The organism is Hydrogenophaga sp. NFH-34 (genome assembly GCF_021401345.1).
Classification (GTDB): domain Bacteria; phylum Pseudomonadota; class Gammaproteobacteria; order Burkholderiales; family Burkholderiaceae_C; genus Hydrogenophaga; species Hydrogenophaga electricum.
This window is the reverse complement of record NZ_JACBGE010000030.1, coordinates 38359-50116: the sequence shown is the minus strand read 5'-3', so window position 1 is coordinate 50116 and position 11758 is coordinate 38359. Positions and strand designations below refer to the sequence as shown.

18 protein-coding genes and 1 pseudogene are annotated in these 11758 nt (G+C 63.0%); 14 read left to right on the top strand and 5 right to left on the bottom strand.

The features are described 5' to 3' along the window. From tuf to L0977_RS22360, 13 genes and pseudogenes are all read left to right on the top strand, one after another. Positions 1–215: pseudogene (tuf, locus tag L0977_RS22420) on the top strand (elongation factor Tu); the annotation flags it as partial. A gap of 9 nt (positions 216–224) precedes the next feature. After that, positions 225–539 (top strand): 30S ribosomal protein S10, encoded by a 315-nt coding sequence (gene rpsJ / locus L0977_RS22415; protein ID WP_066157716.1) that lies wholly within the window; start codon positions 225–227, stop codon positions 537–539. Positions 540–750: 211 nt separating this feature from the next. Next, positions 751–1413: a 50S ribosomal protein L3 gene (gene rplC, locus L0977_RS22410; RefSeq protein WP_234267127.1), complete on the top strand. Its 663-nt coding sequence runs from the start codon at positions 751–753 to the stop codon at positions 1411–1413. A gap of 11 nt (positions 1414–1424) precedes the next feature. Beyond that, on the top strand, positions 1425–2045 hold the full coding sequence (gene rplD / locus L0977_RS22405) for a 50S ribosomal protein L4 (protein WP_234267126.1): 621 nt from the start codon (positions 1425–1427) through the stop codon (positions 2043–2045). After that, positions 2042–2356 carry a 50S ribosomal protein L23 gene (gene rplW / locus L0977_RS22400; protein WP_234267124.1) on the top strand — a complete coding sequence of 105 codons (315 nt, stop codon included), beginning with the start codon at positions 2042–2044 and terminating at the stop codon, positions 2354–2356. Before rplD ends, rplW begins: the two co-directional genes overlap by 4 nt. A gap of 2 nt (positions 2357–2358) precedes the next feature. Next, complete coding sequence (gene rplB / locus L0977_RS22395) at positions 2359–3183, top strand: 50S ribosomal protein L2 (RefSeq protein WP_234267122.1); 825 nt, start codon at positions 2359–2361, stop codon at positions 3181–3183. Positions 3184–3195: 12 nt separating this feature from the next. Next, on the top strand, positions 3196–3471 hold the full coding sequence (gene rpsS, locus L0977_RS22390) for a 30S ribosomal protein S19 (RefSeq protein ID WP_234267121.1): 276 nt from the start codon (positions 3196–3198) through the stop codon (positions 3469–3471). A gap of 11 nt (positions 3472–3482) precedes the next feature. Continuing rightward, on the top strand, positions 3483–3818 hold the full coding sequence (gene rplV / locus L0977_RS22385) for a 50S ribosomal protein L22 (RefSeq protein ID WP_234267120.1): 336 nt from the start codon (positions 3483–3485) through the stop codon (positions 3816–3818). Between the two features lie 15 nt (positions 3819–3833). Further along, positions 3834–4700, top strand: a complete 867-nt coding sequence (gene rpsC / locus L0977_RS22380; protein ID WP_234267118.1) for a 30S ribosomal protein S3 — start codon at positions 3834–3836, stop codon at positions 4698–4700. 2 nt (positions 4701–4702) lie between these two features. After that, a complete protein-coding gene (rplP, locus tag L0977_RS22375; RefSeq protein WP_234267117.1) occupies positions 4703–5119 on the top strand; it encodes a 50S ribosomal protein L16 in 417 nt (138 codons plus the stop codon). A gap of 12 nt (positions 5120–5131) precedes the next feature. Then, a complete protein-coding gene (rpmC, locus tag L0977_RS22370) occupies positions 5132–5332 on the top strand; it encodes a 50S ribosomal protein L29 (RefSeq protein WP_234267116.1) in 201 nt (66 codons plus the stop codon). Between the two features lie 11 nt (positions 5333–5343). Next, the gene (gene rpsQ, locus L0977_RS22365) at positions 5344–5613 is read left to right on the top strand and encodes a 30S ribosomal protein S17 (protein WP_234267115.1); all 270 of its coding nucleotides are present in this window, start codon (positions 5344–5346) and stop codon (positions 5611–5613) included. Positions 5614–5739: 126 nt separating this feature from the next. Then, on the top strand, positions 5740–6249 hold the full coding sequence (locus L0977_RS22360) for a peroxiredoxin (protein WP_234267113.1): 510 nt from the start codon (positions 5740–5742) through the stop codon (positions 6247–6249). Positions 6250–6270: 21 nt separating this feature from the next. Here L0977_RS22360 and L0977_RS22355 read toward each other — a convergent pair whose 3' ends face one another. Together L0977_RS22355 and L0977_RS22350 are read right to left on the bottom strand one after the other, a co-directional pair. Next, positions 6271–6789, bottom strand: coding sequence for a GNAT family N-acetyltransferase (locus L0977_RS22355; RefSeq protein WP_234267112.1), 519 nt, complete (start codon positions 6787–6789; stop codon positions 6271–6273). Positions 6790–6865: 76 nt separating this feature from the next. Next, a complete protein-coding gene (locus tag L0977_RS22350; RefSeq protein ID WP_234267111.1) occupies positions 6866–7543 on the bottom strand; it encodes a cytochrome b/b6 domain-containing protein in 678 nt (225 codons plus the stop codon). Between the two features lie 140 nt (positions 7544–7683). Here L0977_RS22350 and L0977_RS22345 point away from each other — a divergent pair, with 140 nt between their 5' ends. Beyond that, entirely contained in the window at positions 7684–8127 is a 444-nt protein-coding gene (locus tag L0977_RS22345) for a c-type cytochrome (protein WP_234267110.1), read from the top strand. 210 nt (positions 8128–8337) lie between these two features. Here the strand turns inward: L0977_RS22345 and L0977_RS22340 are convergent, their stop codons facing one another. The 3 genes from L0977_RS22340 to L0977_RS22330 form a co-directional block, all read right to left on the bottom strand. Further along, on the bottom strand, positions 8338–10029 hold the full coding sequence (locus tag L0977_RS22340; protein WP_234267109.1) for a phospholipase D-like domain-containing protein: 1692 nt from the start codon (positions 10027–10029) through the stop codon (positions 8338–8340). Between the two features lie 151 nt (positions 10030–10180). Next, a complete protein-coding gene (locus tag L0977_RS22335; protein ID WP_234267108.1) occupies positions 10181–10453 on the bottom strand; it encodes a DUF2274 domain-containing protein in 273 nt (90 codons plus the stop codon). Next, positions 10450–11757: a TrbI/VirB10 family protein gene (locus tag L0977_RS22330; RefSeq protein WP_234267107.1), complete on the bottom strand. Its 1308-nt coding sequence runs from the start codon at positions 11755–11757 to the stop codon at positions 10450–10452. The genes L0977_RS22335 and L0977_RS22330 overlap by 4 nt, the downstream gene beginning before the upstream one ends. Position 11758 lies beyond the last annotated feature (1 nt).

The following is an 11758-nucleotide window of genomic DNA, read 5'->3' as shown; positions in this document are numbered from 1 at the left end:
TCAACAACTACCGCCCGCAGTTCTACTTCCGTACCACCGACGTGACCGGCTCCATCGAGCTGCCCGAAGGCAAGGAAATGGTCATGCCTGGCGACAACGTGTCGATCACCGTCAAGCTGATTGCCCCGATCGCCATGGAAGAAGGCCTGCGCTTCGCCATCCGTGAAGGCGGCCGTACCGTCGGCGCCGGCGTCGTGGCCAAGATCATTGCCTAAGGAACAACCATGTCCACCAAGCAAAAGATCCGCATCCGCCTGAAAGCGTTCGATTACAAGCTGATCGACACGTCCGCTGCCGAAATTGTCGACACCGCCAAGCGTACCGGTGCGATCGTCAAGGGTCCGGTGCCCCTGCCGACCCGCATGAAGCGTTTCGACATCCTGCGTTCGCCGCACGTCAACAAGACCAGCCGCGATCAGCTCGAAATCCGCACGCACCAGCGTCTGATGGACATCGTCGACCCGACCGACAAGACGGTCGACGCTCTGATGAAGCTGGATCTGCCGGCCGGCGTCGACGTCGAAATCAAGCTCCAGTAACACTGGGTGGCCTGACCGGCGACGGCCGGGCCTTGCACAAAAAAAGCCCACTGGTTATACTGGCGGGCTTTCCGGTCTTTGGGCCGGATTTTTCGCATGCCGATGCGGCGGGTTCGTTGAGAACGCGATGTGTCGACCCCGACCTGGAAGCCTTTGGGCTGGCCAGGCCAACATCAGCCCCGGCCAATTGAAGTCGGGAACGGAGAAAACAATGAGTCTTAGCAACTCCCTCGGGTTGTTGGGTCGCAAGGTGGGCATGATGCGTCTGTTCACCGATGACGGGGACGCAGTGCCTGTCACGGTGGTGGATGTGTCGAACAACCGTGTGACACAAGTCAAAACCGAAGCCAACGACGGCTACGATGCGCTGCAGGTCACTTTCGGCCAGCGTCGCGCCTCCCGCGTCACCAAGCCCGAAGCGGGCCATCTGGCCAAGGCCGGTGTCGAAGCGGGTGAAGTCATCAAGGAATTCCGCGTGACCGCCGAAGTGGCCGCCCAGTACCAGCCGGGCACCACCGTGGCAGCCAATGCCGTGTTCGCTGCGGGCCAGAAGGTCGACGTGCAAGGCACCTCGATCGGTAAGGGCTACGCTGGCACCATCAAGCGTCACAACTTCAGCTCGCAGCGCGCGTCGCACGGTAACAGCCGTTCGCACAACGTGCCGGGCTCCATCTCCATGGCCCAGGATCCGGGCCGCGTGTTCCCGGGCAAGAAGATGACCGGTCACATGGGCGATGAGACCAAGACCATCCAGAACCTGGACCTGTTCCGCGTGGATGAAGCCCGTCAGCTGCTGCTGATCAAAGGCGCCATCCCCGGTTCCAAGGGCGGTTTCGTGACCGTTCGCCCTGCCGTCAAGGCCAAGCAAGCCTGAGGAGCCCATTGATGCAAGTCGAACTCCTGAACGACCAGGGTCAAGCCGCGTCCAAGCTGGACGTGCCTGAGACCGTGTTCGGTCGTGACTACAACGAATCGCTGATCCACCAGCTGGTGGTGGCCTACAAGGCCAATGCCCGTCAAGGTACGCGTGCGCAAAAAGACCGGGAAATGGTCAAGCACTCGACCAAGAAGCCGTTCAAGCAAAAGGGCACCGGCAACGCTCGTGCTGGTATGACGTCTTCCCCGCTGTGGCGTGGGGGCGGTCGTATCTTCCCGAACAGCCCGGACGAAAACTTCACCCAGAAGCTGAACAAGAAGATGTACCGCGCCGGCATGGCCTCCATCTTCTCGCAACTGGCTCGTGAAGGCCGCCTGGCCGTGGTGGACTCGATCAAGGTCGATTCGCCCAAGACCAAGCCGCTCGCCGCCAAGTTCAAGGCCATGAACCTGAACCACGTTCTGGTCATCTCTGAGGAAGTCGACGAGAACCTGTACCTGGCCTCGCGCAACCTGCCCAATGTGCTGGTGGTCGAGCCCCGTTACGCCGATCCGGTGTCGCTGGTGCACTTCAAGAAGGTGATCGTCACCAAGGGTGCCATCGACCAGCTCAAGGAGATGTTCGCATGAGCGCCGCCCAATTCGATGAAGGTCGCCTGATGCAGGTCCTCGTGGCACCGATCGTGTCCGAGAAGGCCACGCAGGCTGCCGAAAAGTCCAATGCCGTGCTGTTCAAGGTGCTGCAGGACGCTACCAAGCCCGAGATCAAGGCCGCCGTCGAACTGCTGTTCAAGGTCCAGGTCAAAGGCGTTTCCGTGCTCAACCAAAAGGGCAAGACCAAGCGCTTCGGCAAGACCGTGGGCCGCCGTGATCACGTGCGCAAGGCGTATGTGACGCTGGCTGAGGGTCAAGAGCTGAACTTCGGTGGGGAGGCCGTCTGATCATGGCAGTCATCAAGATGAAACCAACTTCGCCAGGCCGTCGCGGCATGGTGAAGGTCACGCGCGACCACCTGCACAAGGGCGACGGTTTTGCGCCGCTGCTGGAACCCCAGCACCAGAAGTCTGGCCGCAACAACAACGGCCACATCACGGTGCGCCACAAGGGTGGTGGTGCCAAGCACCATTACCGTGTGGTGGACTTCCGTCGCAACAAGGACAACATCCCGGCCAAGGTCGAACGCATCGAGTACGACCCGAACCGCACGGCGCACATTGCGCTGCTGTGTTATGCCGATGGCGAGCGCCGCTACATCATCGCCCCGCGCGGCGTTGAAGTCGGTGCCACGCTGCTGTCTGGCGCTGAGTCGCCCATTCGCGTGGGCAACACCCTGCCGATCCGCAACATCCCTGTGGGTTCGACGATCCATTGCATCGAGCTGCAAGTCGGCAAGGGTGCGCAGATCGCGCGTTCGGCCGGTGCCTCTGCCGTGCTGCTGGCCCGCGAAGGCATCTACGCCCAGGTCCGTATGCGTTCGGGCGAAGTGCGCAAGATCCACGTGGACTGCCGCGCCACCATCGGTGAAGTTTCCAACACCGAGCACAGCCTGCGCCAGATCGGCAAGGCCGGCGTGAAGCGCCACATGGGCATTCGCCCGACGGTTCGTGGTACCGCCATGAACCCGATCGACCACCCGCACGGTGGTGGTGAAGGCAAGACCGGCGAAGGCCGCGCTCCGGTGGATCCGTGGGGCAACCTGACCAAGGGCTACCGCACCCGCAACAACCGCCGCACGCAGTCGATGATCGTCTCGCGTCGCAAGAAGTAAGGGGTTGACGAAATGACTCGTTCTCTCAAAAAAGGTCCCTTCGTTGACCACCACCTGCTGGCCAAGGTCGAAAAGGCCGTGTCCACCAAGGACAAGAAGCCGGTCAAGACCTGGTCGCGCCGCTCCATGATCCTGCCCGAGTTCATCGGTCTGACGATTGCCGTGCACAACGGCAAGCAGCACGTGCCGGTCTACATCACCGACCAGATGGTCGGTCACAAGCTCGGCGAGTTCTCCCTGACGCGCACCTTCAAGGGCCATCCGGGCGACAAGAAAGCCAAGAAGTAAGGATCACCATCATGACTACTGAAACCCGCTGTGTCGTCCGCGGCGTGCGCCTGTCGGTGGACAAGGGCCGTCTGGTGGCCGACCTGATTCGTGGCAAGAAGGTCGACCAGGCTCTGAACATCCTGGCCTTCACGCAGAAGAAGGCCGCTGGCATCGTCAAGAAGGCGCTCGAGTCGGCCATCGCCAACGCCGAGCACAACGACGGCGCTGACATCGACGAACTGAAGGTCAAGACCATCTACGTCGAGCAAGGCACCACGCTCAAGCGTTTCACGGCCCGCGCCAAGGGCCGCGGCAACCGCATCAGCAAACCCACGTGTCACATCTACGTGACGGTCGGCAACTGAAGAGGTCACTGGAACATGGGACAGAAAATCAACCCGACCGGCTTCCGCCTGGCTGTTTCCCGCAACTGGGCCAGCCGTTGGTATGCCAACAACCGTGACTTCGCCGGCATGCTGGCCGAAGATATCAAGGTGCGCGAGTACCTCAAGGAAAAGCTCAAGAACGCCGCCGTTTCGCGCGTCGTGATCGAGCGTCCGGCCAAAAACGCCCGCATCACCATCTACTCGGCCCGTCCGGGTGTGGTGATCGGCAAGAAGGGCGAGGACATCGAGAAGCTGAAGAAGGATCTGGCCGTCAAGCTCGGCGTGCCGGTTGCCGTCAACATCGAAGAAGTGCGCAAGCCCGAAATCGATGCCAAGCTGATCGCCGACTCGATCACCCAGCAGCTCGAAAAGCGCATCATGTTCCGCCGCGCCATGAAGCGCGCCATGCAGAACGCCATGCGTCTGGGCGCCCAGGGCATCAAGATCATGTCTTCTGGTCGTCTGAACGGCATCGAAATCGCCCGTACCGAGTGGTATCGTGAAGGTCGTGTGCCGCTGCACACCCTGCGCGCCGACATCGATTACGGTACCTCCGAAGCCAAGACCACCTACGGCATCATCGGCGTGAAGGTGTGGGTCTACAAGGGTGACACCCTGGGCCGCAACGACGCGCCTTCGCTCGACAGCACGCCGCGCCCCGAAGGCGAAGAGCGCCGTCCGCGCGGCCCGCGCCGCGAGCGTCCGGCTGGCCCGGCCGCCCGTGCCGCTGTGCGCCGTGGCGGCAACGCTGCGCCGGCAGATGGCAGCGACAAGCCTGCCGAGGCGATCGACAAACCCGCCGTTAAGCGCGTTCGCAAAGACGCACCCGCAGGGGCACCTGCGGACGGCAAAGGAGAATAAACATGCTGCAACCTGCTCGTCGCAAATATCGTAAAGAGCAAAAGGGCCGCAACACGGGCGTCGCCACCAGTGGCGCGACCGTGGCGTTCGGTGACTTCGGCCTGAAGTCCACCGACCGCGGCCGTCTGACGGCCCGTCAGATCGAAGCCGCTCGTCGTGCGATTTCCCGCCACGTCAAGCGTGGTGGCCGCATCTGGATCCGCGTGTTCCCCGACAAGCCGATCTCGAAGAAGCCCGCCGAAGTCCGTATGGGTAACGGCAAGGGTGGTGTGGAGTACTACGTGGCTGAAATCCAGCCAGGCAAGGTGCTGTACGAAATCGTTGGCGTGCCCGAGCAACTTGCTCGCGAAGCCTTCGCCTTGGCTGCGGCCAAACTTCCCCTGCGCACCACCTTCGTGGCGCGCATGCTGGGTCAGTGATTCAGGAGAACATTGATGAAAGCTACTGAACTGCGCCAGAAGGATGTGGCCGGCCTGGAGGCCGAAGTGAAATCGCTGCAAAAGGCCCATTTCGGCCTGCGCATGCAGAAGGCCACGCAACAGTTGAACAACACCGCCACGCTGGGCGACACCCGCCGCGCCATCGCTCGTGCCAAGACCGTTCTGGCCGAGAAGCAACGCGCCGCCAAGTAAGGAGTGACGAAATGACGGAAGCCAAAACATCCCTCAAGCGCACCCTGGTTGGCAAGGTGGTGAGCGACAAGCGTGCCAAGACCGTGACCGTGCTGGTTGAGCGCCGCGTCAAGCACCCCATCTATGACAAGATCGTGATCAAGTCGAGCAAGTACCACGCTCATGACGAAAACGGTGACTACAAGATGGGTGACCTGATCGAGATCACCGAAAGCCGTCCGCTGTCCAAGACCAAGAACTGGGTGGCTACCCGCCTGGTCCAAAAGGCTGCGCTGGTGTAAGCCTGTTCGGCCCCCGGGCCAGCAGACTGCCGAAAAGCGACCGAGAATCTCGGTCGCTTTTTTCATTTCCGGGTCCCGGCGGCCCACCCCGGGCGAAGGCCCAGTCACAGTGATGAGGAGATTTTCATGATTCAGGTTGGCGACAAGATTCCCGCCATGACACTGATGGAGTTCAGCGAGGTCGAGGGCAACGGATGCAGCATCGGCCCGAATCCGGTGGACACCGCCCAGGCCAGCGCGGGCAAGACCATTGCGCTGTTCGCGGTGCCGGGCGCTTTCACGCCGACGTGTTCGGCCAAGCATGTGCCGGGTTATGTTGAGCGTTACGACGAGCTCAAGGCCGCGGGTGTCGACGAGATCTGGTGTCTGAGCGTCAACGACGCCTTTGTGATGGGCGCATGGGCGCGTGATCAGAAGACCGGGAGCAAGGTCCGGATGCTGGCCGACGGCAGTGCGGCATTTGCGCAGGCGACGGGCCTGACGCTGGATCTGACAGCTCGCGGCCTCGGGCTTCGTAGCAACCGGTATTCCATGCTCGTCAAGGATGGTGTGGTGCGCACCCTGAATGTCGAAGGACCGGGGCAGTTTGAAGTCAGCGACGCTGACACGCTGCTCGCCCAGGCCAAAGAGGCCTGATGGGGAACGCGTTGCGGGGCGCTAGAGCCGCGACGCGTTGCTCAGATCAACCATGAGGTAGTGCGCCCCCGCAATCGGGTTGTGGTAGTACGGCGCGACCTCGACAAAGCCCAGGTCCTCATAGAGGGCACGGGCGGCCTCCATGTCGCTGAGGGTGTCGAGCAGCATGGTGGTGTAGCCGGCGATGGTTGCGCGCGAGAGCACCTCCTCGGCCAGCCGACGTCCGAGTCCGAAGCTGCGATACGCGCGGCGCACGAAGAGGCGCTTCATCTCGCAGGCGTTGAGATGGTCCGAGTTGTCCAGGGCACGAAATGCGCAGCAGCCGGCGGCCTGACCGTCCACCGTGGCCAGGAGCAGGAGGCCTGTGGGGGTGGCATAGGCGCCTGGCAGGGCCTGCAACTCTGCGTCAAAACCCTGGAAGCAAAGATCGATACCCAGGTCGGCCTGGTAGTCGATGAACAAGGCGCGCACAGCCTCGATATCTTCCGGCGAAGTGGCGACGCGCAAGGCGATGTCGGCGGTGTGGGAGGGGTCGGGCATGCGGCTGGGGCACGGTGGTTCAGGCCGGACTATACGGCAGTGGCCACTGAAGGCCCTGCAGGCGCGAGGCCGGGGATCAATAGCCTGCGGCGGCGTAACCGAAATCGACCAGGGCGTACACGGCCACCGCAGCGAGGGCAAACAGGGCGAGCGCGAGCCAGCGAGTGCCTGCGCTGTCACGCGAGGGCTCAGCATTGGCGGAGACTTCCTGGTCCCCCGAGATCATGGCGCGCACGAGGCGTTTCTGGCGGAACAACCGGTAGAAGACGATGGCGGCCAGATGCAGAACCACGAGCAGGATCACGAAGAGCTTGCCCAGACCCTTGTGGTAGCGGGTGATGCTGCCGGCCATGTCGCTGGACACCAACGTTGCAAGAGGGCCGGCGAGCGCGATCTCGTCATCGGCAAAGAGCCCGGTGCCCACCTGCACCGCGAGCATGGTGAGGAGCGCCAGCACCGACAGCGCGCCCAGGGGGTTGTGGCCGATGTGGTGCTCGGACCGACTTTTTCCACGCAGGTAGGCGAGGACCTCGCCGGGGCCACGCACGAAGGTGGAGAAGCGCGACCAGCGTCCGCCGACGAAGCCCCAGACGACACGGAAGATCAGCAACGCCAACACCGTGTAGCCGAAGCGGAAATGCCAGTTCATCCACGACCCGCCCACATTGCCGGTCACGACAAGGCCGATGACCGACAAGGCCAGCGCCCAATGAAAGAGGCGGGTGGGCAGGTCCCAGACGCGAAGGGTAGGCATGTCAGGCTCCAAATGCTGCGAAGTTGATTATGGAGACATTGGCGGGCACGGGGTTCCCGGAACTTCGGGGCGCATGCCCGGTCAGTCACAATGGTTTTTTTGTGCCTGTCCATTCCATTGACCCACGCTGAGGAGTATCCATGAAAGCTATCGCCGCTTTTGCTGTCGCCGCCACCCTGTCCGTCTCGGCTCTGGCCGAAACGCCCACTTTTGCCAACGCCCAGGAAGCCATCAAGTTCCGGCAGGCCACCTTGAAGGAGCTGCAGCAAAACTTCAAGCGGGTGGCCGACATGGCCAACGGGCGTGCCGCTTTCGATGCGGGGGTGGCCGAGAGCAGCGCAGCCCGCGCGGCCGAGCTGATCAAGCAGCCCTGGGTCGGCTTCGGTCCGGGCACGGAAGGCGGCAAGGCCGATTCGGACATCTGGAAGGAACAGGACAAGTTCAAGGCAGCGGCGAGCCGTGCCGAGGGCGAGGTGGCGAAGGTGGCCGCTGCCGCCAAGACCGGTAACCTGGATGCGATCAAGGCGGCGGTGGGCAATGCAGGCGCCTCTTGCAAGGCCTGTCACGACGCCTTCCGCAACTGAAGCCGCAGACCACCCCATGAAAAATGGCCGCTGTCAAGTGCTTCATGCAAATTGGCAGCGGCTCGAAAGCTCAAACGTATCACCGACTTAGCGCGATCAGGGCTTTTGCGCTTGGCTTCCCGCATTTTGGCCCAGGAGCCACGCAGGAGCCTTGCGGTATTCGGTGAGAGCGCACCACGGCGTAAGTTGGAGCCATGACCCACCAGCCAGTCACCGCACCCAGTGGTCGATCTTGCGCAGCGCATCGCCCGACCGCTTGCGCTTCTGCCATTGCGGCTTGGGGTCGAGGCCCGGGTCCTTGACCTTGCCGGTGGCCAGAAGCGCCCGCCAACGGTAGTGGTCGTACACGGCCGCAATGGCCACCGAGTACTTCAGAGCCAGATCCCGATTCTTGTGAACGACCAGCAGGTTCTCGTCGTTCTTGCGCGAAGCCGAGTCGCTGAAGTTGTGCGAGCCGGTGATCACCAGCGGGTTCTCGCCCAAGGCATCGATCACCATCACCTTCGCGTGGATGATGGCGTGTCCAACCGTAGGGAACTGCTGATTCGAGCCGAAGAAGTCCTTGCGCGTGACTTCCGCCGCCCAGGTCGCCAAAGGCGCCTTGACACCTTCTGGCTCCAGGACAGCGAAGGGATACTTCTTCGTCACTTCATCGCTGACCAGTTTGACGATGGCGGTCTGCTTCTGGTCGCCAGAACCTTGGGTCACCGCAATGGTCAGGTCGTTGATCACACCGTAAAGGTACAGGCCCTTGTCCTTGAGCCTGGCCTGCTGGACGTCGTTGAGCAGTCCATTGGTCCCCGGTTTGAACATCAGGAACAGGATGGACTCCTTCGCCGATTCGATCAGCGAACCGGCGTAGTCCATGTCCACCCGCTGCTTCGTCGGCGTGAAGTAGAGCGAATAGCGGTCGGCCACCTGCTTGAGCTCTGAGTTGGCAGTCTTCAAGGGATCCGTGAAGTCGTCCCCCGCCCCCTTGATGCGATCCCACTGCGCCAGATAATCCGCCGCCAGTGCCGCGTCCTCGATGAGGATGCCGTTGTTCACCTGGGTGCACAGCCCGGTCTCCGCCCAGTTGGTGCTGCCGGTCCAGACAGAAAGCGGTTCCCGGTTTGCGTTCGTGAAGACGACGAACTTGTTGTGCCCGAGGCCCTTGCTCTTGAGCATGCGGCGGTGCAGATCAATGGTGCCGCGCAGTGCCTTGTTTGCCGCCGCATTGCCATCGCCCGACTTATCACTGCCGTTGGACAGGATGAGGTGCGCCCGCGAACGCAAGGCGCCCAGGCCGTCGATCAATTCCAGGTCCGACAGCTCATAGAGCACAGCCCACACATGCAGGCCGTCCGATTTGGCGGCGGCCAACAGGCTCAGCAGTTTGCCGAGCAGATCGCCACCCAGGAACTTGCGCAGGCCGTCTTCATGGTCCTTGAGGTTCGCCTTGAACTTCTTCAGCGCCTTCACGGAGTAGTCACCCTTCAGGGCTCGCGCCATGAATTGCGACATGACCAGTCCGCGGTTGAAGTAGACCGAGGTATCGCCAGCCGTCGGCGTCAAGGTGACCCATGGCGTCCAATCCGCTGCCTGACTAGCATCCGGCGCGACCGAGCCGTCAGCCTGGCGGATGACTGGCGTCACGCAGTAGCGGACTTCATCGCCGGTGCTGACGCTGTGGTCCGTCCAGTCATACCGCTGGAAGGGCCAGACCGTGGAGGGTCGGGTTTCGCCCGGTGCCATCGGCTCTCCCTTGAACCCCAGCCGATTGGGCAGCACGAGCCGCTCGATGCCGTTGGGGCGCTTGCGCTCCCTCCCGATGGCGAAGCCGAGGCAGTCTGCGATCTCTGGCGTCTTCCAGATGACCAGACAGTCATCGCCGTTGGCAAACGCACGCAGTTCGATGGCCATGGTCGCTCCGTTCTCCCGCGAAGCGGGCTTAAGGTATCGGGACAGGAGCAGGCCAAAGTGCAGAACGAGTCAAGACTTGCGCGTGATCCCGCCGAGCAGCGTTTACAGAATGCAAACGAGACTGCTTGACAGGATGGTAGCGGTGAACCTTCTATTTCGTCACGGTCGTGCCGGTCTCTTGTACGTGTGGACCGACGAGCATTCGGGCAGCGGTTGTCTGCTTGAACCCTCGGTCCCGCGCCATGAAGGCCATCAGCATGTGCGGAATCAGCGTCGCCGCATCCACCGCCTCGCCATAAGTCTGCGCATGCAACGCCGCATAGCGATCAAGATCGGCCTTGAGCCCGACAGAACATGCGAAGGTCACCTTCACGCTCTCCGTTTTTGGCAGCGGCCCCAGCCGCAACTTCTTGGCGGCGCTCATGGCATTGCTCCCCTGTTGAAGAACAGCGGCTGATACGGCCGCAGCACCAGATCGCGATTCACGATCACCCGCACCGGCAAGCCCGGCCGCTCCGTCAGCGTCGGCTGGATGTTCAAATTGCGCCGCGTCAGCTCCTGCCCGACGTGGTTCACGCTGTCCTGCAGGCTGTCACGCCCCGCGATCACGATGCGGTTGCCCTCCTGCCGGTTCTCCGGGGCCGCCAGTTCTGCCCCGACGCCCAGCAGCGTCGTGAGCGCCGCTCCTGCAACGATCCGGTCCCAATGCCAATCCACACCATCCTCCAGCCCGGCATAGCCCGCTGGATCGCTGCCGGCGAGATTGTCCAGCGTCAGCGACGAGGTGTCCGGCAGGATGACCCGGTTCCACACCACCTGCACGCGGCTCTGCCCGTAGCTCACCTGGCTGTTGTAGCGCCCCAGGATGCGCGAACCCTGCGGAATCAGCAGGAATCGACCCGTGGCCGTGTCGTAGACCGGCTCCGTCACCGACGCGATCACGTCGCCCGGCAGGTCCGACTTGATCCCCGTCACCAGCGCCGCGGCGATCACCGTGCCTGCCATCACCTGGTACGGCGACGCCGGCATCTTCAGATTTCCGGCGTTGCGGGTTTCCGTAGAACCGGCTTTGAGGAAGCCCTCTTTCTGATCCTGCCCACTCTGCACAGCAGTCGGGTCATTGGTCGCAGTAGGCTGCGCCACTGTCGACGCTGGCCCGGCGCCCTGCGGATCGAAGCCGGCCATCCGGGATACCGGACTGGCCGAGGCAACGGTCGTGGACGCGCCGGCTTGCGCTGGCGCAGCGCGCTGCCCACTCGACCGGAAGAACACCGACGATCCCGCCGCCGCTTCCGCCTCCTTGCGCATCGCGTCCCGCTCGGCCGCGCCCGGGTCTTGATTGGGCGGCCCATAGCGGGCTACAACCGCAGGCGCGGACTGCGACTTCACGATCGCCGGCCCCAGGTCACCGGGCAGTGGCGGCCCCAATTTGGGCACCTTTGCCTGCAGCTTCGAATAGTCCCTCGGCAACTGATCCAGCCCCTCCGACCGCGAGACGCGGTCGACGTTGTACAGCTCAGCCGGGTCCTTGCCACCACGCCGCTGCGCCGGCTGCAGCGACCAAATCGTGGCCCCGAGCACGGCGACCGACAGGCCGCCGATGATGATGGCCAACGTGCGCCGGTTCAGGCGCGTGACCGGACGCGGCTGCGCGCGCAGCGCCACTGCCTCCGGCGACACCTTCTCCGTACGCGGCGCGGCAAGGTTGGGAGTGTCGTCCTGGCTCATC